Origin of the sequence: Haloferax profundi (assembly GCF_001469865.1) — an archaeon.
GTDB lineage: Archaea > Halobacteriota > Halobacteria > Halobacteriales > Haloferacaceae > Haloferax > Haloferax profundi.
Genome location: NZ_LOPV01000199.1, coordinates 1 through 18,357 on the forward strand (window position 1 = coordinate 1; position 18,357 = coordinate 18,357).

Here is an 18,357-nt window from a genome sequence, read left to right on the forward strand (position 1 = left end):
ACCCTCTGGCGCGTGGATATGGCCCGACGAGACGCTCGCCCCGGACGGACACTACGCCGCGTTGAAACTCACCGAACTCGTCGCGCGCGAGGGTCCGCTCTCTGAACAGGTCGAATCGCTCGGCGGAGACGCCTACACGACACGCCGGACCAGTCTCTCGTTCGAGAACAAGACCCGGGCGATGGACCGAATCGCTCGTGAAATCCACGCCCAGTACGAAAACGTCGATACCATCGACGGAATCCGCGTCGACACCGACGATGGCTGGTTCCTCGTTCGCGCCAGTGGGACCGAACCACTCGTCCGTATCACGGCAGAAGCACGGGATTCGTCTGAGGCAGACCACCTCTTCCAGGAAGCACGCGCTCTCGTCGAGGGTGCACGTGTCGTCGCCTGAGCGCTCTTCCACTCGATTTCGACCCGTTCGTTCGAATCTGACGCTGCTTCGTCGGTGCGTCACACTTCTCACAGTTTAAATACGATGACGCAGGAGTCAGAACCAACGAACCGATGAACGACGTTCCCCCAGATGCCCCGGCGTCACCGAACAGAGTCACTCGACGGACCACACTGAAGGCGCTCGCTGTGGGTACAACCGTGGGACTCGCTGGGTGTCTTGGCGGCGATTCCGCGTCGAAACCTGCGCCAATCGACCTCTCTGGTGGGAAAGAGGACGACCAGGGTGGCATGGTCATCGGCCTCCACGCCGGCCCGAACGGACAAATTTTCTACCGTGACAACGCGCCAGACGGACACGAAAACCCGGCGTGGTTCCACACGCTGAGTATGGGACTGTTTCCCTACTACTTCGAACACGAGCAGATGGGCTGGAACGAGACGGCAATCTACGTCACAGACTACTCTGTCGTGGACTATTCGCTCACCAGCGACGGGGGAGACACGTTCATCTCGACACACACGGGTGCGGATACCTTTGGCGACGCCACCGAGATGACCTACGTCGTCGGGAGTGCGGTCCTCGGTGGGATGGGGAGAGACCTGATTCCCTTCTCGTCGGCGGACGATGCCGATGTCTTCGTCGAAGACCACGGTGGGTCGACGGTCGGATTCACCGACATCACAGCCGAATGGCTGCGTGGCTACGTGCGCTCGTAGGTCTCACGAGGTGTCGATTGCTGTGTTCGTAGCCGTCGGTCACTCGAAAAAACCGTAACTGGAGGGACTCGCCCGCGCCGGCCATCGGTTCGATACCGGTGGCGATTCACAGACGTGCGTCTGGTGCACAGAGAGTGGTGACCGGAAAACGGCGCTCTGGACGGCTCTCAGAACGAGTTGGTCGGCACACGGACGCCGTCGACGTACACTGACACGGAGTCGGTCGACTGGAAGTTCGTGATGTCTCCGTCGAACTGGTAGCTCCGTGAGTCGTCGCCGACGGTTCCTTCTGCCGCCGGTCCGACTGCTCCCGTGGTGCTGAGTGCACCGTTCGAGTTCAGTGGTGAGATTTCTCCGCTGACGGTCACCTCGAACGACGAGAGTGAGCCAGTACCTGCGACGACGAGCGTGTGGTCGCCATCGCTCGGAGATGATTCGTCGGACTGTTCTGTCGCCGAGCCGAGCCCAGAGACGCCTGCGAGCGTACCCGCAGCAGTTACTGAACCGAACAGCGCGAGGTATCCCCGCCTGCCGACAGCATTTTCAGTCTTGTTCTCGGGGCCCTGCCCGGTGGACCGTTCGCTTACCATGTTTCTGGAGTTGCGGATTAGGTCCATAAATGTTGCGATAATTACATTAGTAAGAAGACATGAATATCTAATCCTAATACTATTCAGATATCGACAGTCACGAGTTATTATACGATACGTTTTCGCTTCGAACCCAAAAATCGCTGTACAGCAGCTTATTATCGCTGTATTAATCACTTTCTTATGACCGCATTAATGACTGCTTTGTCCCCGGAGCAGACACAGTAAATATTCTGAAATATTTGGTGGAATTCCAATGTCCTGTATTGTGATATTTTTCTTCTGACCCTCCGCAGTGTTTCGGATGATTCTCTATCTAATCAGGGGCCAGCGGTACGGGAGGGTCGTTCGCGAGAACGCGAATAGCTCCCTGTGGCCCGAAACAGTTGCGTTCTGACGAACCGCACGGTCGACGATGTGAACACGACTGAGTCGACGTCTTCCCTGCCCTGAATGGTGAGGACTCTCGATCACGTTGGGATATCGTGGTTTACGATGTGGTCTGTTCTTGTGGTGCGAAGCATCCGCTCTCTGTGTCGAACAGGTACGTCGATGGCTGTGTCGACCAGTCACTACTCCTATTCGTCGACGGACTCGGTGAACTCGGAGATACGTTCTGTCGAATGTCCTCAGCACCATTCACGTCAGCGTTAGCCACTATACCGCAGTCATCGCAGACACACAACCCGCGTTCAACACGGTTCGCGAGCGGTCGCTCCACTGGCACCTCGTGCACGGAACTAGCGACTCGCCTGGATCGATTCCGTGGCTCACACCCGAGACCGGTACTGTCCAGTAGGTGGGAACGTCACTTCCGTCGACGCCTGAAGAGTGATGGCTCTCGACGCCGGCACGGTACCGAAAAAGAGAGACAGCGGGATTCGTCTCGCCGCTTTCATCGAGGACAGTTCTCTTCTCGTCGTCGAAGACGGTTCGACGAGTGAACGCGAACCGTGGTAGCGTTCTCCCGCCCGCGTGTCACCTTAGACCGGTGCTCCGGAGTACCCTCTGGCACGAACACTCCAGTCCGGTCGCTGTTCGAAGTGACGGTTTCACGACCCACTCGCGCGTCGGAAACTCACTGTTCGTGGCGTACTAGAGGAAGCTGACGTGTTGGTCTTCCCACTCTCGCCGTGCGAGAATCGACTCTCGACCTTTCTCCGACATCTCGTAGAAGTTTGTCCGCCGGTCGTGTTGACCTTTGTTGACGTAGCCTTGTTCGACGAGTGCGTCGAGGTTCGGGTAGAGGCGTCCGTGATTCACTTCGCCCACGTCCTTGCTGATCATCTCTTTTATCTCTTGGCCGGAGGGTCGCTCCGCACCGGCAATGACGTACAGTAGGTCGCGCTGGAAGCCAGTCAATTCGAACATGTAGTCTCAACTCATATTATCGCCGTACTCTGGTATTGTTAGCCACCTCTATACTGGATAATTGGTCTCATTACCGCTGGGAACGCGCGAGAACACATCTATTGCACATTTGACTTTTCTCAACACCCCTCCCCTCCGGTAATCATCTCGATTTACGAGATAAAACCAGGGTACTGACCGTCTACGTGTGCCGGACTTTCTGATGAAGATGAACTTAAATTTCGTCCAATATTGGTCCAGTGCCTCCCAGAAATGTCACGATAACAAAGGTCACATGTGGTGTACATTGGTCAACCGGAGCTATGGTCCTCTCGCGCGGCGTGCGCGGGACCGCCCGCACACACCGATGACATCCCTATCAAAAGACGAGCTGTTCCGCATCCTCAGCAACTCGCGTCGGAGGCAAATCCTGTATTTCCTCCACCGAGCAGACGAGGCTATCTCGTTAAAGCAACTTGCTGCGATGGTCGCCGCCAGAGAGAACGAAACGGCGGTCGAAGACGTGACCGACGAGGAACGGCAACGAGTGTACATCTCGTTGTACCAGACGCACCTTCCGAAACTCGAGTCGGCGGGCCTCGTCCAGTACGACGAAGAAGAACGAAACGTCGCTCTCGTCTCGGACGTCGCTAGTCGCGGGTTCTTCTGGATGCAGACCGAAACTGGCCGCTCGTGGACGAGATACTACGGCTCACTCGGTGTTCTCGGGTGGGTGATGATCGTGGGACTCTGGGCTGGACTCCCCGTTTTCGCCCTCCTCTCGTGGGCGGCCGTCGCCATCTTCGTCTCGACTGCACTCGTCGCCTTGGTACTTGCACAGTACTTCCTCGAAGAACAAGGGGGCACACCGCCTGACGCCTTCGAAGCACTCGTCGAGTAGGGGAGAGATGACCCGGCGACCGATAGTTTCTCGACTCGATAGGGCCCGGTTGGACCACCGAATGCGGCGTGTTGGCATATACAATTGGTATTCTCACTTTTTGCTACCACCGAATTTTCAAATTGACTATGGAAGTAATCAGCTAACGAGAATGTTGCGAGAATCCGATTGGTACAAAGTAAATAATCGAGTCACTGCGCGGCTATCAGAATTCTAGACGTTGTATCGGGATAATTGAAAATCTGAGTTAATATAGATTGTTACAACCGATTTACTCGCACATTTTGAGACCCTAACGGTCGGACAAATCAATGTCTGGGATTGTCAGGCAGGTATATATCCTCATCTGTCGTATAGTCTCGGTAACCCTCGTGTGTTAGGTCGCACCTGGTGGAGTGACCTACGCTGTGGTCTGTGCCTGAGTGGTGACCGACTGTCGGAACACCACACGACGTGCCAGCTTCGGTCGTGGTGACGACCGACGTCACGCGAATACGCGAGTGGGGGAGGAAGGAACAATGGTAACCGATTCGCTCCAAACGAACACTGACGCTGACGCTGTCGAACAGACAGCACCGGAACAGATAGCAGAAACGACCGGAGGAAGCTGTGAAGTCTCCGAACAAGAATCAGAGTCTCTCTCGAAGGACGTCGTCTTCGAGATTCTGAAGAACCAACGCCGCCGCGACGCACTCCGCTACTTGAAAGAACACGAAGGCGAAGCGAAACTCGGCGACATGGCCGAATTCATCGCGGCGAAAGAGAACGACATCGACATCAAGGCCCTCTCTTCGAGTCAACGCAAGCGCGTGTACATCGGGTTGTACCAGTGCCACCTCCCGAAGATGGACTCGGCGGGTATCGTCGACTTCGACAAGAACCGAGGTGACATCACGTTGCTCGATGCCGCAGAGCAACTCGAGACGTACCTCAACGGTAACGTCTCGAACGCCTCGGACGCCGCCGAGGAATCCGAGAGTCTCGTCTCGTCACCGAAGCGGAACCTGACGATCGCCGCCGCCGTGGCAACGACTGTCTCTGCCGGACTGCTCGGTGTCCCCGGTCTCGAACAGATTCCTGCTGCGGGATGGGCCGTCCTGAGCACCGCGACGCTCATGGCTATCACCGCGATGGAGTCGTACAAGGACCGCCTCGCTGCGTAATCTCCGGTTCGAAACGACTTACACTTCGTTTTCACGAGTGACTCGGGACGACTCCCGAGTCTATCTACCCCGTCCGCGAGTCACGTCGCTCAGCCTCGGGTATCGCCTTCTGGTGGTCGCTCTCTCCGAGTTGGACACCACGAGGTGTTCACGAACACCGGACAGTCGTCGTCTGGTTTGATTCTGCAGACGCTCGACGTCTCTCTCCCGACGATTAGGAGTATCCATACCGTCGATCTCCCAGATTTCGCTCGCCTCTGACCGTGACACCAATTAACATATGTGGCCCTAACGACCCCCCCGATTCGAGAATTGGCTGTATAACAATCTCCGTCGCTCCCCCAAACACTGGTATGATTTGTGCCCAGTCACGGATACGTTCTGAAGGTACGCTCGTCTCGGGTGGTGGCGCATGAACCACCGCATCACGGAGGCAGTCGTGCTCGCTGCTGGCGAAGGAAGGCGGCTCCGACCACTCACCACGTTCCAGCCCAAACCGATGCTCCCTGTGGCGAACCGGCCGGTCATCGAGTACGTCCTCGACTCTCTGTTCGAGTGCGGCATCGAACACGTCGTCGTCGTCGTGGGGCACCGGTCCGAGCGCATCCAGACACACCTCTCTGCTCGCTACCCGGATGCCGACATCGAGTTCGTCCGTCAGGACTCGCGACTCGGCAGTGGTCACGCCCTCCTGCAAGCCGAGGGACACGTCTCCGACTCGTTCGTCGTCTGCAACGGTGACAACGTCATCGATGCGGACATCGTCTCGAGTGTGTTGGAACGATTCTCGATGACTGACTCCGTCGCGACACTCGCTGTCGCGTCCTCGGAGACGCCAGAAGAGTACGGTGTCGTCGTCGAACACGACGGCCGCATCTCCGACATCGACGAACACGCGGACGATGGTGACGGCTACCTCGTCAACGCGGGCGTCTACGCGTTCGACGAGTCTGTCTTCGATGCACTCCGCCGGACGCCATCGTACGAGGGTGAGACCAGACTCCCGGACGTCATCCACCGCCTGGACGGATACGTCTCGTCGGTCACGGTCAACGGTGGCTGGCTAGACCCCTCCCACCCGTGGGGGCTCCTCTCTGTGACCGAGATGCTCCTCGCGCGTCTCGAATCGTCTTCGATTTCGACGTCCGCGCGCATCCACGAGCAGGCAGTCATCGAGGACCCAGTCGTCATCGGTGACGACTGCGACGTGGGTCCGGGTGCCGTCGTCGGGCCCGGGTCTTGCCTCCAGAACAACGTTGTCGTCGGCGCGAACAGCGTCGTCGAGCGGTCCATCCTCTCGACCGATGCCCGCATCGACGCCGGAGCGATACTCCGAGACTCCGTCGTCGGGCCCGGTGGACACATCGGCGACGGTGTCGTCTCGCCCGGTGGGCAGGCAGACGTCATCCTCGAAGGGCGTCTGTACACGGACCGCCAACTCGGCAGTATCGTCGGTGACCGTGCGACAGTCGGTGCGAACGTGACGCTCTCTCCGGGGAGTCGCGTCGGTGCCGAAGCAATCGTCGGCGCGGGGACGGTCCTCCATGGTGACGTCCGCGAGCGCGTGGAGGTGACGCACTGATGTGCGGAATCACTGCCTGCATCGGCGCAGACGACTCGGTCGATTCCATCATGGACGGCCTCCAGCGGTTGGAGTACCGCGGCTACGACTCTGCTGGCATCGCAGTCAAAGACCAGGCCGGTATCTCGCTGACGAAGCGTGTCGGCGAAGTGTCCGAACTCGTCGCGGCAGTCGAACAGAACCCCATCTCCGGGAACTACGGTATCGGCCACACCCGGTGGGCGACGCACGGTGGCGTCACCGACGGCAACGCGCACCCGCACACTGACGAGTCCGGCAACGTCGCCGTCGTCCACAACGGTATCATCTCGAACTACCAGTCGCTTCGGTCCGAACTCGAATCGAAGGGCCACACCTTCAGCAGCGAGACGGACACCGAAGTCGTCCCGCATCTCATCGAAGAGAACCTCCGAAACGGTGCGACACCCGACGAGGCCTTCCGCGCCGCTATCGGCAGTCTCTCCGGGAGCTACGCTATCGCAGCGATAATCGGCGACGACCAGGCTATCTACGCGACCCGCTCTGGGTCGCCACTCGTCCTCGGCGTGGGCGACGGCGAGTTCTTCCTCGCCAGCGACGTGCCGGCGTTCATCCAGCACACCCAACGCGTCGTCTACCTGCACGACGGCGACTTCGTCGTGACCCGCCCGGATGGCTACGAGATTACCGATTCCGCTGGCCGGCCGGTCGATAGACCGGTCGAGCACATCGAGTGGGACCCCGAGACGGCGACGAAGGGTGGCTACGAACACTACATGTACAAGGAGATTAACGAGCAACCCGGTGCACTCCGCCGGACGACGCAGGGTCGACTGAACACCCACACCGGTGGCGTCGAGTTAGACGAGTTCCCGCCGGGAACGTTCAGCGACGTGGAGCAAGTTCACCTCATCGCGATGGGAACGTCGCACCACGCAGGGATGTACGCGGCGTCGCTGCTCAACGCACGTGGCATTCCCGCGTACGCGTTCATGTCCGGTGAGTACTCGGTGGTCAATCCGCCGGTGACGGAGAACACCCTCGTCGTCGCGGTCAGTCAATCCGGCGAGACGGCCGACACGCTCGACGCCGTCCGCCGCGCCCGCGCTTCGGGAGCACGGACTCTCGCCATGACCAACGTCGTCGGGTCGTCGATTACCCGCGAGTGTGACGACGAGATGCTCCTCCGTGCCGGTCCAGAGATTGGAGTCGCGGCGACCAAGACGTTCTCGTCACAGGTGACGGCGCTCGCGCTCCTGTCGGAACGCATCGCCGAGGATATCGAGGGAACGAAATCTCCAGACGCCCGGAACCTGATGGAGGCACTGGCGCGCCTCCCCGGCGACGTCCAAGAGATTCTCGACACCTCCACGGCGCGCGAAATCGCAATCGAGTACCAAGACAGCGATGCGTACTTCTTCATCGGCAGGGGTCCAGCCCACCCCGTCGCCCTCGAAGGTGCGCTCAAGTTCAAGGAGATATCGTACGAACACGCCGAAGGGTTCGCAGCGTCGGAACTCAAGCACGGTCCACTCGCGCTCGTCACCCCGATTACGCCAGTGTTCGCCATCTTCACTGGCCACGAGGACGAGGCGACGCTGAGCAACATGAAGGAAGTCCAAGCGCGGGGTGCACCGGTCGTCGCCGTCACGAGCGAGCGGTCGACCGAAGTCGTCGAGTTCGCTGACCACGTCCTCACGATTCCCGAGACGCACCCAGAAATCGCGGGTATCCTCGCGAACGTCCAACTACAACTGGTCGCGTACCACGCGGCGAAGTTGCTCGAACGACCCATCGACAAGCCGCGCAACCTCGCGAAGTGTGTCACCGTCGAGTGAGCGCGCGCACCCACTCCACCATCCAGTGGACCCACACCGGCGTGTCCGCTGTTCTGGCTGACTGACACGGTACACTGTCTCGTTTTTCGGCTGTTTTCCTTCACCTAACAGACGCAGTCTGCTGTTTTCTTCGCTCACCCCGACGCCGTCTGGCACGACAGATGTATCAGGATAAATGAAATAATAAGAATACTGTAGGCGCCGATTACATATTCCTTGCCGACGTTTGGTAGCACACGATGACACGACGAGAACTTGTGGACGACGTCCTCTCGTCGTCAGACGACCCCGACGGACCGCTGACGGGTGACGCGGACGAGGTCCCACCCCCATCGAGTACAGACGTCCCTCCGGAGTCTACTGACGACGAACTCCTCGACGCCCTCGGAGATAGCGTTTCACGTGAGGTCTTGTTGGCCTGCAAGCATTCCCCGATGACCGCAGAAGAACTCGCAGAGAACTGTAGTGTCTCCGAATCGACTATCTATCGACGCTTAGAGACGCTCTCGTCGCTCGGACTCGTCGAACGGAGCCAGCGGGTCGAGACACCGAACAAGACGTGTTACGAGACGGTCGTCGACGGTCTGTCTATCCACCTCGGCGACGACCTCCGCGTCGAGGCAGGTGCGAGCAACTACGTGGTGGACTCGATGCGGACGCTGCTCGCTGCAATCGACGTGAAGCAACTCTCCTACGACAACGAGGAGAACAGCGTCGACGTGCGATTCGAGTTAGCGCCACACCTTCTGGATGCGCTAGTCGAACTGTACATCCGCGATACCACGTCGCGCGACGGGTGACCTGACGCGCACATTGCTGTTGTGAGGCTCTCTTCCTGCCATCCAAACGACCCTCGGACAGTGCACTAACGCCACGACTCGTCGACTTCTTCGAGGACGAGTTCGACCGCTTTGGCAGGATGTCCAGCGGCGATGAGGTCCCATGCCGTGGCGGCGGTGATGGGGCCGATGAACTGCGACGCTTCGAGACCGGCGACGATGCTCGGGGCCTCGCGCGCGAACCAGTCGTGGACTCCCGTTCCGGTGGTGTCCGCGTGGGGAGTCGACTGGTCGGACCCAGAAATCATACCGGATGTACGACCCCGACACCCATAGTTAAGAATCCATGATACGAAATAACGTGACTCGTTATCTCTCGAAGAAACTCAATTTCGAGTAAGCCCAGTGCTCATACATCTTATTTATTTTATGCAAAGAATCAAATAATGGTACTACGTCTTCACCACTCAGTATGTCTCTCAGCGAGTTGATCGCCGGTGTCGCCGCCGCTGAGCGGACGCTCACCGTATTCAATCCGCGCGAGGGAGTGGTCGACCGTCTCGCCGAACACTTCGAGGACCGAAACGTCTCGGTCGAAGCGGCGACGGTCGACAGTGGGCCATCGAACTACGCCGTCCTCGGGACGGGAGAGAAGTTTCACACCGCGGTCGACGTCGCACACGTCCTCAAAGACGCCGAGGACGTCGAACCCGGGTTCGAACGGGAGTCGTACGCCCCTATCTTGGACCACCTCGACGAGACGCTCTTTACGTCGTACGACCGGCAGAAGATGCTCAACGCGACGCGGGAGATAGAAGACCGGGCGTGGCGCGTCGGTGCTGGCCAACTCCACTCTGGCTTTCAGACGGGCGACAACCTCGACCCTCAACTCGAGTCGTACAACCGACTAGGTGAACGAAATGACCTGTTCGTCCACGCGTACATCTATCCGTCTGCGGACGTTCCGAAAGTGGACAACTTCCAACTCCACCTCGCTCGCTCTGCGGAGGTCCGTCGCTCCTGGTTCGTCGTCTACGACGGAAATGGAGTCGACGACTACAAGTGTGGTCTCGTCGCCGAGGAACAACCCGATGGGCAGGGATTCCGGGGCTTCTGGACGTACGACCCGTCCACCGTCGACTACGTGCTCAGCCATCTGACGACGACGTACTCTATCATCGAATCCGATGGGAGGGGTGACAGCGAGGTAACTTCGTCCTCTACTCACCCGGCGGAATCTGAGTCGGTGTAACGCATCGGCCCGCCACGATTCTCTCTTCTCGAACTACCTCTCGCAGCCACCGCCGTCTGCGAAAATCAACACCGAGAACTGGGCGCGAATACTTACGACTGGGTGGTCAGAAGTGGCCCGTATGGTAGACGGTATCCTCCTCGAACCCTCGCAACTGAAGGGGAAAGTAAAGGGTGGCCGCGCCGGCGCAGAGATAACCGGGATGAGTTACATCGGGTACGAAATCGGCGTCACAGAACACAGCCTCCACATCTTCGGCGACCACTGTAACGCCGACATCAAAGACGAAGACTTTCGGTATCTCATCGTTCCGCTCGACTCGATTCAGGGTCTCGAACTGAAAGACACGACCGACCGTGGACGGACCATCGAGGTCCACGCACTCGACGACGAAATCGTCCTCTTCTCTGAAAACCAGACTCGTCTCTCAGAGAACCTCAAACGCGTCTTCTTACTCCTCTCTCGACTGCTCGCGTGAGGTGTCAACGGGGATTTGATACTGTTCACTGTCGGTGTCGAAGACCGGCTATTGGCCCGTCAGACTTCACTCACGTACTCGTCGGTCGGACGAACGTGACGACGCGTTCGTCTCCCCCGGTGTGACTCTCGTGAGGCCCGGTGACGGCTAATTCGTCACGCGTCCAGAACTCGACGGTCGGTTCTGTGACGAACGTCTCGGCGTTCCATCTGTACTCGAGCTCGACTTCGATTGGCCGACGTGGGTCCGGTGACGCGGGAGCACTCGTCTCGACGATTCGGGCGATGCTCCCAGTCGTCGGTGTCGTCACGAGGACGTACTGTCCCCGCTGAATCCCTCCTTCGGAGTCGGCGACGAAGTGCTCGTCTCCCACCCAGAGGTTGAGGGTGTCCCCACGGAGCAGCACGACAGACGCTTCGAACTCGAAGACGCCACCACCTGTGTCACCACTCTCACCGACGACTGTCAGTGAGACCGGCTGAAACTCGTGCATGAGATGGATACGCACTGTGACGACAGAACGGCTTCGCCTCCGTAGGTCATCCCTTCCGAGACGGCGGACTCCGATTCAGACGTCCGCCTCGGCGGCGACGTCGAGTGGCGGTAGTCGGTCTTCGATGACGTCTCTGTCTGCTTCCAACCACGGGGGCAGTTTGAGTTCCGTCCCCAGGGCGGTGGGGTCTTCGTCCCGAGTAAACCCGGGTTCGTCGGTGGCTATCTCGAAGAGGACTCCTCCCGGTTCTCGGAAGTATATCGACCGGAAGTAGCGTCTGTCCTTCTGTTTCGTGACGTACATCCCGGCCTCGGTGAGTCGTTCGCGCCACGCCGATTGCTCGTCGTCGTCCGCCGTTCGGAACGCGACGTGGTGGACGGTTCCGACTCCCGGTCGTCCGCGAGGACCGTCGCTGGTCAGGATGTCGATAACCGACGCTCGGTCGCCGTTCGTGGTGTACCGGAGGCGCTCTTTCGTCGACGCAGTCTGCTCGTACCCGAGAACTCCGAGGATACTCCCTGTCACCTCGGGGTCGGTCGAGTGGAGCGTCACACCGTGAAACCCACGGATTGCGTGGTCAGATGGAACTGGGCCACCAGTCCACGGTTCGACTGGCGAGTCTCCCGTGACGAGTTCGAGTGGTTGCCCATCGTGGTCACGGAACGAGAGGACAGTCTCACCGAAGCGTGTGGTCCGGTCGTCGACTTCTACGTCGTGGGCGCGGAGACGGTCTTCCCAGTAGTCTACTGAACCGTCTGGGATGGTGAACGCGGTGGCCGTCGCTTGACCCCGTCCGGGTCGACCGGGGTGTTCGCCGGCGAACGGGAAGAACGTGAGTATCGTTCCCGGCGTTCCGGTCTCGTCTCCGTAGTAGAGGTGGTAGGTGTGCGTGTCGTCGAAGTTGACTGTTTGCTTGACGAGGCGTACGCCAAGCACGTCGGTGTAGAAGGCGACGTTCGCCGTGGGGGTACCCGCGATAGCGGTCACGTGGTGTATTCCGTTCGTCTGCATGGTGGTGGGTGTCGTGTTTCGTATCGGTCCACCGGCACGTTTGCCCCGTTTGGACGAACCTGCCGAGATACGATTCGAACCTGAATCTCCATAGGTTTCGCCCGAACATATAGTTGTTCTGACAGTGGTGAAACCTGGTTACTCGCACGTCACCGTGCTTCGTCCGTCAGTGCGTGTTCGTTCCCGTGGGCGTTCAGACGAACCAAGTAACGTTTTGAAAGTAGGTGAACTAACCGAACCACTAAAGTCGGTGTGACTCCAGAGGTGGGTATGGCCTCCGAAATGTCCGTGGACGACGCACCGTGTCCCATCATCGACTCGCTGAAACAGATTGGGTCACAGTGGCGGCTCATCGTCCTCCACGACCTACAGGACGGCGAGAAGCGGTTCAACGAACTCAAGCGCTCGACGGGCGCGAGTTCCCGGACGCTGTCGCGCGTCCTCGACGACCTCCAGGAGACGGGCTTCGTCAACCGGCGACTCGAAGAAGACGCCCCCGTCGCGACGTACTACTCGCTGACCGACAAGGGTGTCTCGCTGTGCCCGGTGTTCACCGAGATAGAAGAGTGGGCGAACGAGTGGCTCGAAGAGTCACCCGTCGAGGTCGAAACCGCCGAGTCGACTGCTTGAGCCCGTTAAATCTCTAGTGGGTCGACGTCTGCGGCGTCGAACACTGTCTCGTGGACGTCGGCGACAGTGACGGCGTCCAATTCGTCGAGCATCGCTTGAATTGCGGGTTCGAATAGTTCGTCGAGCACTGGTTGGATGTGTTCACCAACCGTACACTCGTCGTTCGGTTCGTTCGCGTGGAAACAGAACGGTTCACCGTCTTCCACCGCCTCGTAGATGTCTCGAAGTGAGATGGCCCCCGGTTCACGCGCGAGTGTGAATCCACCAGTTGGACCGCGCTTGGAGTCCACGAGACCTGCCTCTCGAAGTGAGCAGAGCAGTTGCCGGATGACGACCGGATTCGTGTTGACGCTCCAGGCGAGACGGTCGGAAGACAGCCGTTCGTCGCGCCGCACGGCCAAGTTCGTGAGCACGTGAGTCGCGACGACGAATCGGCTGCTGTTCGACATATACTCTGATTCGTTCTACGGCCATTTTAGATTTCACGGTGGCTCGCTCGTCCTCCTCGACGCCCTCAAAACTCGACTTTTGGTCGGGTATGCCCGCTTCAGGTGCTACGACTGAGGGCATACTATCACAAAAACTGTACAGACACGTCCAATTAGTGCGAGATTCCGAACGTGATGGTCCGACAGACGTTCAGACTCACACGACAATCTGTCGGCCGGTGACGGTCGTCGCGGCCGCTACCCCTCAGTTGGCGTCTGTGTCGGGAGCGTCGTCGACCCGGTCGTAGAGGATAGACTCGCCGGGTTTGACGGTCCCATCAGTCGGGAGTCGGACCCCAGCGTTGAGTGAGGCGTTGATTCCTGTCTTGACACCGTCTCCGAGAATCACGCCGTACTTCCGTCGTCCGGACGAGACGAGTTCGCCTTTGAGCATCTGTCGGACGGGTTCCCCATCGTGGCGGAGATTGGCGACTTTCGTTCCCGCTCCGAAGTTCACGTCGCGTCCGAGGACACTGTCGCCGACGTACGAGAGGTGGCCGACCGTTGCGCCTTCCATCAACACACTGTTTTTCACCTCGACGGCGTGGCCGACTTTCGCGTCTTCGCCGACGACAGTGTGTCCGCGAACGTAGGCATTCGGGCCGACAGAGGCCCCGCGACGAACGAGGACTGGTCCGTCGATAACCACACCAGAGCGCACCGTCGCGCCCTCTTCGACGACGACTGTCCCATTGAGCTCTGCCTGCTCGGACACGTCACCGTCGATGCGCGTCTCGAGTTCGTCGAGTTTCCACTCGTTCGCTTCGAGGAGTTCCCACGGCCGACCCACGTCTAACCATCGGTCGAACGCGACGCCGCGAACGTCGTATTCGTCGCACGTTCGCGCGAGTACGTCGGTCAGTTCGAGTTCGCCGCGGTCACTCTCGGCGACGTTGAGCCACGTCTGTGCCTCTGCCGGGAAGACGTACGCACCGGCGTTGATGAGGTCTGACGGAGGGTTCTCGGGCTTTTCGATGACTCCGTTGACGAACCCATCGTCGTCGGTCTCTAAGACGCCGTAGGACCTCGGGTCGTCGACTCGGTACGACCCGACTGCTGCACCGCCGCCGTACAACGTCGTCAACGACGGCACGTCGTACAAGGCGTCACCGTTGAGGACGACGAAGGGTTCCTCAGGGTCGAGAGATGCCGACGCTGCTCGAACTGCGTCCGCGGTTCCGCGTTGTTTCTCTTGGACCGCAAATTCGACCGGGACTCCACCTCGCTCCGTACCGAAGTACGACCGAACGTCGCCTGCCTCGTATCCGACGACGAGCGTGAGACTCGACGCTCCGGCGTCGATGGCCGCGTCTGCAGTGTGTGCGACCAACGGTTTGTCGGCGACCGGAAGCATCGGTTTCGGTCGTCGGTCGGTGAGCGGACGCATTCTGGTCCCGCGCCCGGCAGCGAGGATGACGGTTTGCATGCCTAATGGACGCTCCGCGGGAAGGAAATTTCTTCGGACTGATACAGTTCGAGAGAGGAGATGGGGGACCACTGAGCGGCGACGTTAGTGGGGGTGTGCCTCTGTCCACCTACCGTTACCGACGTGTAGATGGTCGGTCCGGCAACTGGTTGTCAGGTTCAACAGGAAATAACGATTCCGAATAGTGTGCGCCCCTCACTATCGTGGTGCGCGTCGTCCGAACAGCACTTCCGCTCGCCAGAATACGAACCACACGGCCCGCGAGCGGCGAATGTGTTGGGGTTACGATTGGGTTGGAGATTCGCACGGGACGCGGCGCCGTGTGTTATTAGACAGACGGACTCGGTGAGGTAATAGTTTCGTTCCGCGGCGACGTGGGCCGTCTCCGTCGGAACTATCCTGTCACGCCCCATCCGCTGTGGAGGGTTACGATGGAGATTCGCACAGGACTCTCGTATGGAGACGTATTGCTGGTTCCACAGCGCTCACCGGTCGATAGCCGGAGCGACGTGGACCTCTCGACCAACGTGACGCCGAACCTGCAGTTGGAGACGCCGCTCGTCAGTGCAGCAATGGACACTGTCACCGAAGCAGACCTCGCGGCCACGCTCTCGGACCTCGGCGGTCTGGGTGTCGTCCATCGCTTCCTCGACGCCGACGAGCAGGCCGAACAGGTGCGAGCAGTCGCAGACGACGGCGGCACCGTCGCTGGCGCTGTCGGCATCGACGAGGCGTATCTCGACCGGACCGAGGCGCTCCTCGACGCCGGTGCAGACGCCATCGTCGTGGACATCGCACACGGCCACATGGAACGGTGTCTGGATGCAGTCGCACACATCCGCGACGAGTTCGACCCCGAAATCGTCGCTGGCAACGTCGTCACGCCGGAGGCCGTCGAAGACCTCTGGGAGGCGGGTGCAGGATGCGTGAAAGTCGGCGTCGGTCCCGGGTCTCACTGTACGACGCGTGAGGTCGCTGGTGCGGGATACCCACAACTGACGGCCGTCTCGAACTGTGCCGAACGCGCCCACGACTTGGGAATCCACGTCATGGCCGACGGCGGTATCCGCACGTCGGGTGACGCGGCGAAGGCGCTCATGGCTGGTGCCGACACCGTGATGATGGGGAGTTTCTTCGCCGGCACCGACGAAGCACCCGGGCACGTCGTCGAAGTTGGCGGCGACACGTACAAGCGCTCCCGCGGGATGGCATCGACCGAGGCCGCATCTGACCGCGACGACAAACAGAGCGACGTCGACGCAGGCGAGGGCGTCGAAGCGCTCACTCCGTACAAAGGACCCGTCGCACCGCTCGTAGAGGAATTCCTCGCGGGCATCCGGTCGGGCGTGAGTTACTCTGGTGGCCACACGATTCGCGCTGCACGGGAGAACGCGGCGTTCGTCCGCGTCGCTGGGAGCGCGAAAGAACGGGAAGGTGCGCACGGAGTCGTCTTCGCCGACCGGACTGCCGACGGCGAGGACGTCGCCGAGAGAGACCACGAGCGACAGGCACCGCTGGCAGACTGACGACGTCGATTCGTCGGGTCTGTACCGCCGTCGCGTTCCAATTGCAGTTTTCGTACGTTGCACTACGGCCACTAGATGCATCTCACCGCCTCCCCCGTCTATCTACGAACGTCTCTGGAGGATTCTGCTTAAGATAAAAATACTGACACTTGTGTCGAACTCTCTATAAACGACTATTTTGGTCGAGTACCGTCGTGATTATCGAATAACTCAACGATACGGGCTACTCACCCAGATTTGGACGGTAATCACCGCGCGACCGATTGCTCATCTTCTCTCTACTGGAAGAATTCTTCTCACTCTCTGTATTCTGTTCTCGTGGCCTCAAAGTGTCGAAAACTGCGCCTTCGACTGCGAACTCCGTCGTGGCCACTTCAACGAGTAGTTTGATATCTGTCTATAATACAAAACTGATAGTTAGGGGGTTGATGACGCCGCACGAGACACCTCCGATCCCGTACTCCAGACTGGAGATATCGGTCTCGCAACTGTCTTTCCATTACGTGTGTACTGACGTAATGTGTTGCTGGACATCGGGCTGCCGCGTGCTAACAACAGTACCGGTGTAATGGTTCAACTAGGGGTTCGTGAGGGTTCGCGTGCGAGACGGTAGTCGAAGAAATCACCGATAGTGAACGAGCGTTCTGCAGAATAGAACTACGAGTACGTCGCGCGGATACCGATGACGCGGGCGGCCTGTTTGACCATCTCTGGGACCTCGCTGTGGTACCATTCGCCTTTCATACGCGTCGTCGGGCCGGAGACACTGATAGAACCGAGGATGGTCTCGTCGTCCGAGAGAATCGGCGCACCGACGGCGCGCATCCCAGTGATTCGCTCCTCGTCGTTGAACGCGTGACCGCGTTCACGAATCGCATCCAGTTCCGCGTCGAGTTCCGCTCGGTCGTCTATCGTCTTCGAGGTGAGTTGCGGCAAGTCGTCGCCGAGAATCTCGTTCCGGTGCTGTTCGTCGCAGAAGGCGAGATAGGATTTTCCGACCGCGGTCGTGTGCAGGTCGACAGTCGTCCCGATGTGGGAGTCGGTCTGGAGGCCCTGCTCGGACTTCACCTGGTAGATGTAGACGCCGCGGCCGTTCTCTTCGACCATCACTTGCCCACGCTCGCCGACAGCGTCCACGAGGTCGTCCATCTCTCCAATCGAGGCGTGGTAGAGTGCGTGCCGTGTTCGTGCGTGGTCACCGAGGTCGAGGAATTTGAGGCCCAAGGCGTATTCCCCGTCTACCTGAACGACGTATCCCAGTCGCAGGAGTGTCTGGAGGTGGTTGTGTGCCGTGCTCTTCGAGATTCCGAGCGCTATGGCCACGTCAGAGACGCCGCTGGCGCCCTCATCACGGAGGTGTTCGACGATGCCGAACGACGTTTTCGTAGCACCGATAACCCCGCTCCCACCTGACTCGTTCGTGTTCATAGGTACCAATGTGAAGGGTGTCGCAATAATTGTTCGTGTTTTGTTCGGCAGTGCCGAACACATGTTCGTTTTATTTACTCAGTACGGTGACGACGGCCGAGACTGGGGTTGAATCGACTGCGTCGAGCGCTTCGATTGCCTCGTCGGCGTTCTCCAACCCGAGGCCGTACGTGAGTAGGGTCCGGTTTCGGTCTGTGAGTGCTGTCTCGCCGAGTGGGTCGCGATAGTCTCCACGAGGGACGTCACGTTCGCCGACGTATCGCGTTCCGTCACGGCCGACGAGTTCCACGCGGGCGCCCCACTTGTCGGGGAATGCCTCTTCGTACT

General features: G+C 59.5%; 18 protein-coding genes and 3 pseudogenes. 11 read left to right on the top strand and 10 right to left on the bottom strand.

From position 1 onward, the window contains the following. Nucleotides 1-397 (top strand): annotated as a pseudogene (locus AUR66_RS10050) (phosphoglucosamine mutase); the annotation flags it as partial. Between the two features lie 113 nt (nt 398-510). Further along, complete coding sequence (locus AUR66_RS10055; RefSeq protein WP_058572297.1) at nt 511-1,116, top strand: nitrous oxide reductase accessory protein NosL; 606 nt, start codon at nt 511-513, stop codon at nt 1,114-1,116. Between the two features lie 167 nt (nt 1,117-1,283). Here AUR66_RS10055 and AUR66_RS10060 read toward each other — a convergent pair whose 3' ends face one another. The 3 genes and pseudogenes from AUR66_RS10060 to AUR66_RS10065 all read right to left on the bottom strand — a co-directional run bounded on the left by AUR66_RS10060 (nt 1,284) and on the right by AUR66_RS10065 (nt 3,077). Further along, nucleotides 1,284-1,706 carry a hypothetical protein gene (locus tag AUR66_RS10060; RefSeq protein WP_058572298.1) on the bottom strand — a complete coding sequence of 141 codons (423 nt, stop codon included), beginning with the start codon at nt 1,704-1,706 and terminating at the stop codon, nt 1,284-1,286. 490 nt (nt 1,707-2,196) lie between these two features. Beyond that, a pseudogene (locus AUR66_RS22575) lies at nt 2,197-2,412 on the bottom strand (RNA-guided endonuclease TnpB family protein); the annotation flags it as partial. Between the two features lie 389 nt (nt 2,413-2,801). Next, nucleotides 2,802-3,077 (bottom strand): PadR family transcriptional regulator, encoded by a 276-nt coding sequence (locus AUR66_RS10065; RefSeq protein ID WP_058572299.1) that lies wholly within the window; start codon nt 3,075-3,077, stop codon nt 2,802-2,804. Between the two features lie 346 nt (nt 3,078-3,423). Between AUR66_RS10065 and AUR66_RS10070 the strand changes: the two genes are divergently transcribed. The 5 genes from AUR66_RS10070 (at nt 3,424) to AUR66_RS10090 (ending at nt 9,319) form a co-directional block, all read left to right on the top strand. Continuing rightward, nucleotides 3,424-3,957, top strand: a complete 534-nt coding sequence (locus AUR66_RS10070) for a DUF7344 domain-containing protein (RefSeq protein ID WP_058572300.1) — start codon at nt 3,424-3,426, stop codon at nt 3,955-3,957. A 518-nt stretch (nt 3,958-4,475) separates the two neighbouring features. Next, entirely contained in the window at nt 4,476-5,120 is a 645-nt protein-coding gene (locus AUR66_RS10075) for a DUF7344 domain-containing protein (protein WP_058572301.1), read from the top strand. 412 nt (nt 5,121-5,532) lie between these two features. Beyond that, entirely contained in the window at nt 5,533-6,702 is a 1,170-nt protein-coding gene (locus AUR66_RS10080) for a sugar phosphate nucleotidyltransferase (RefSeq protein WP_058572302.1), read from the top strand. Continuing rightward, nucleotides 6,702-8,519 (top strand): glutamine--fructose-6-phosphate transaminase (isomerizing), encoded by a 1,818-nt coding sequence (glmS, locus tag AUR66_RS10085; RefSeq protein WP_058572303.1) that lies wholly within the window; start codon nt 6,702-6,704, stop codon nt 8,517-8,519. Before AUR66_RS10080 ends, glmS begins: the two co-directional genes overlap by 1 nt. A 239-nt stretch (nt 8,520-8,758) precedes the next feature. Continuing rightward, nucleotides 8,759-9,319, top strand: coding sequence for an ArsR/SmtB family transcription factor (locus tag AUR66_RS10090; RefSeq protein ID WP_058572304.1), 561 nt, complete (start codon nt 8,759-8,761; stop codon nt 9,317-9,319). Nucleotides 9,320-9,384: 65 nt separating this feature from the next. On the opposite strand, the gene AUR66_RS10095 is transcribed toward AUR66_RS10090, so the two are convergent. Beyond that, nucleotides 9,385-9,606 carry a hypothetical protein gene (locus AUR66_RS10095; RefSeq protein WP_058572305.1) on the bottom strand — a complete coding sequence of 74 codons (222 nt, stop codon included), beginning with the start codon at nt 9,604-9,606 and terminating at the stop codon, nt 9,385-9,387. Nucleotides 9,607-9,770: 164 nt separating this feature from the next. Here AUR66_RS10095 and AUR66_RS10100 point away from each other — a divergent pair, with 164 nt between their 5' ends. After that, on the top strand, nt 9,771-10,550 hold the full coding sequence (locus AUR66_RS10100; protein WP_058572306.1) for a DICT sensory domain-containing protein: 780 nt from the start codon (nt 9,771-9,773) through the stop codon (nt 10,548-10,550). Nucleotides 10,551-10,671: 121 nt separating this feature from the next. Continuing rightward, a complete protein-coding gene (locus AUR66_RS10105) occupies nt 10,672-11,028 on the top strand; it encodes a hypothetical protein (RefSeq protein WP_058572307.1) in 357 nt (118 codons plus the stop codon). A gap of 70 nt (nt 11,029-11,098) precedes the next feature. Here the strand turns inward: AUR66_RS10105 and AUR66_RS10110 are convergent, their stop codons facing one another. Next, a complete protein-coding gene (locus AUR66_RS10110) occupies nt 11,099-11,521 on the bottom strand; it encodes a hypothetical protein (protein WP_058572308.1) in 423 nt (140 codons plus the stop codon). Between the two features lie 75 nt (nt 11,522-11,596). After that, nucleotides 11,597-12,532 carry a ring-cleaving dioxygenase gene (locus AUR66_RS10115; RefSeq protein WP_058572309.1) on the bottom strand — a complete coding sequence of 312 codons (936 nt, stop codon included), beginning with the start codon at nt 12,530-12,532 and terminating at the stop codon, nt 11,597-11,599. 270 nt (nt 12,533-12,802) lie between these two features. Between AUR66_RS10115 and AUR66_RS10120 the strand changes: the two genes are divergently transcribed. Then, complete coding sequence (locus AUR66_RS10120) at nt 12,803-13,162, top strand: winged helix-turn-helix transcriptional regulator (RefSeq protein ID WP_058572310.1); 360 nt, start codon at nt 12,803-12,805, stop codon at nt 13,160-13,162. Between the two features lie 5 nt (nt 13,163-13,167). Here the strand turns inward: AUR66_RS10120 and AUR66_RS10125 are convergent, their stop codons facing one another. Both AUR66_RS10125 and glmU read right to left on the bottom strand, forming a co-directional pair. Next, on the bottom strand, nt 13,168-13,611 hold the full coding sequence (locus AUR66_RS10125) for an Rrf2 family transcriptional regulator (RefSeq protein ID WP_058572311.1): 444 nt from the start codon (nt 13,609-13,611) through the stop codon (nt 13,168-13,170). A gap of 244 nt (nt 13,612-13,855) precedes the next feature. After that, nucleotides 13,856-15,076 (bottom strand): bifunctional sugar-1-phosphate nucleotidylyltransferase/acetyltransferase, encoded by a 1,221-nt coding sequence (glmU, locus tag AUR66_RS10130; RefSeq protein ID WP_058572312.1) that lies wholly within the window; start codon nt 15,074-15,076, stop codon nt 13,856-13,858. A gap of 431 nt (nt 15,077-15,507) precedes the next feature. Here glmU and AUR66_RS10135 point away from each other — a divergent pair, with 431 nt between their 5' ends. Then, complete coding sequence (locus AUR66_RS10135; RefSeq protein ID WP_058572313.1) at nt 15,508-16,602, top strand: guanosine monophosphate reductase; 1,095 nt, start codon at nt 15,508-15,510, stop codon at nt 16,600-16,602. A 657-nt stretch (nt 16,603-17,259) separates the two neighbouring features. Here the strand turns inward: AUR66_RS10135 and AUR66_RS10140 are convergent. Further along, nucleotides 17,260-18,030: an IclR family transcriptional regulator gene (locus AUR66_RS10140; RefSeq protein ID WP_058572314.1), complete on the bottom strand. Its 771-nt coding sequence runs from the start codon at nt 18,028-18,030 to the stop codon at nt 17,260-17,262. A gap of 70 nt (nt 18,031-18,100) precedes the next feature. After that, nucleotides 18,101-18,357 (bottom strand): annotated as a pseudogene (locus AUR66_RS21920) (MmgE/PrpD family protein); the annotation flags it as partial.

Coding starts and splice junctions, on each gene's coding strand:
- AUR66_RS10055 (WP_058572297.1), top strand. CDS start 511: ATGAACGACGTTCCCCCAGATGCCCCGGCGTCACCGAACAGAGTCACT.
- AUR66_RS10060 (WP_058572298.1), bottom strand. CDS start 1,706: ATGGTAAGCGAACGGTCCACCGGGCAGGGCCCCGAGAACAAGACTGAA.
- AUR66_RS10065 (WP_058572299.1), bottom strand. CDS start 3,077: ATGTTCGAATTGACTGGCTTCCAGCGCGACCTACTGTACGTCATTGCC.
- AUR66_RS10070 (WP_058572300.1), top strand. CDS start 3,424: ATGACATCCCTATCAAAAGACGAGCTGTTCCGCATCCTCAGCAACTCG.
- AUR66_RS10075 (WP_058572301.1), top strand. CDS start 4,476: ATGGTAACCGATTCGCTCCAAACGAACACTGACGCTGACGCTGTCGAA.
- AUR66_RS10080 (WP_058572302.1), top strand. CDS start 5,533: ATGAACCACCGCATCACGGAGGCAGTCGTGCTCGCTGCTGGCGAAGGA.
- glmS (WP_058572303.1), top strand. CDS start 6,702: ATGTGCGGAATCACTGCCTGCATCGGCGCAGACGACTCGGTCGATTCC.
- AUR66_RS10090 (WP_058572304.1), top strand. CDS start 8,759: ATGACACGACGAGAACTTGTGGACGACGTCCTCTCGTCGTCAGACGAC.
- AUR66_RS10095 (WP_058572305.1), bottom strand. CDS start 9,606: ATGATTTCTGGGTCCGACCAGTCGACTCCCCACGCGGACACCACCGGA.
- AUR66_RS10100 (WP_058572306.1), top strand. CDS start 9,771: ATGTCTCTCAGCGAGTTGATCGCCGGTGTCGCCGCCGCTGAGCGGACG.
- AUR66_RS10105 (WP_058572307.1), top strand. CDS start 10,672: ATGGTAGACGGTATCCTCCTCGAACCCTCGCAACTGAAGGGGAAAGTA.
- AUR66_RS10110 (WP_058572308.1), bottom strand. CDS start 11,521: ATGCACGAGTTTCAGCCGGTCTCACTGACAGTCGTCGGTGAGAGTGGT.
- AUR66_RS10115 (WP_058572309.1), bottom strand. CDS start 12,532: ATGCAGACGAACGGAATACACCACGTGACCGCTATCGCGGGTACCCCC.
- AUR66_RS10120 (WP_058572310.1), top strand. CDS start 12,803: ATGGCCTCCGAAATGTCCGTGGACGACGCACCGTGTCCCATCATCGAC.
- AUR66_RS10125 (WP_058572311.1), bottom strand. CDS start 13,611: ATGTCGAACAGCAGCCGATTCGTCGTCGCGACTCACGTGCTCACGAAC.
- glmU (WP_058572312.1), bottom strand. CDS start 15,076: ATGCAAACCGTCATCCTCGCTGCCGGGCGCGGGACCAGAATGCGTCCG.
- AUR66_RS10135 (WP_058572313.1), top strand. CDS start 15,508: ATGGAGATTCGCACAGGACTCTCGTATGGAGACGTATTGCTGGTTCCA.
- AUR66_RS10140 (WP_058572314.1), bottom strand. CDS start 18,030: ATGAACACGAACGAGTCAGGTGGGAGCGGGGTTATCGGTGCTACGAAA.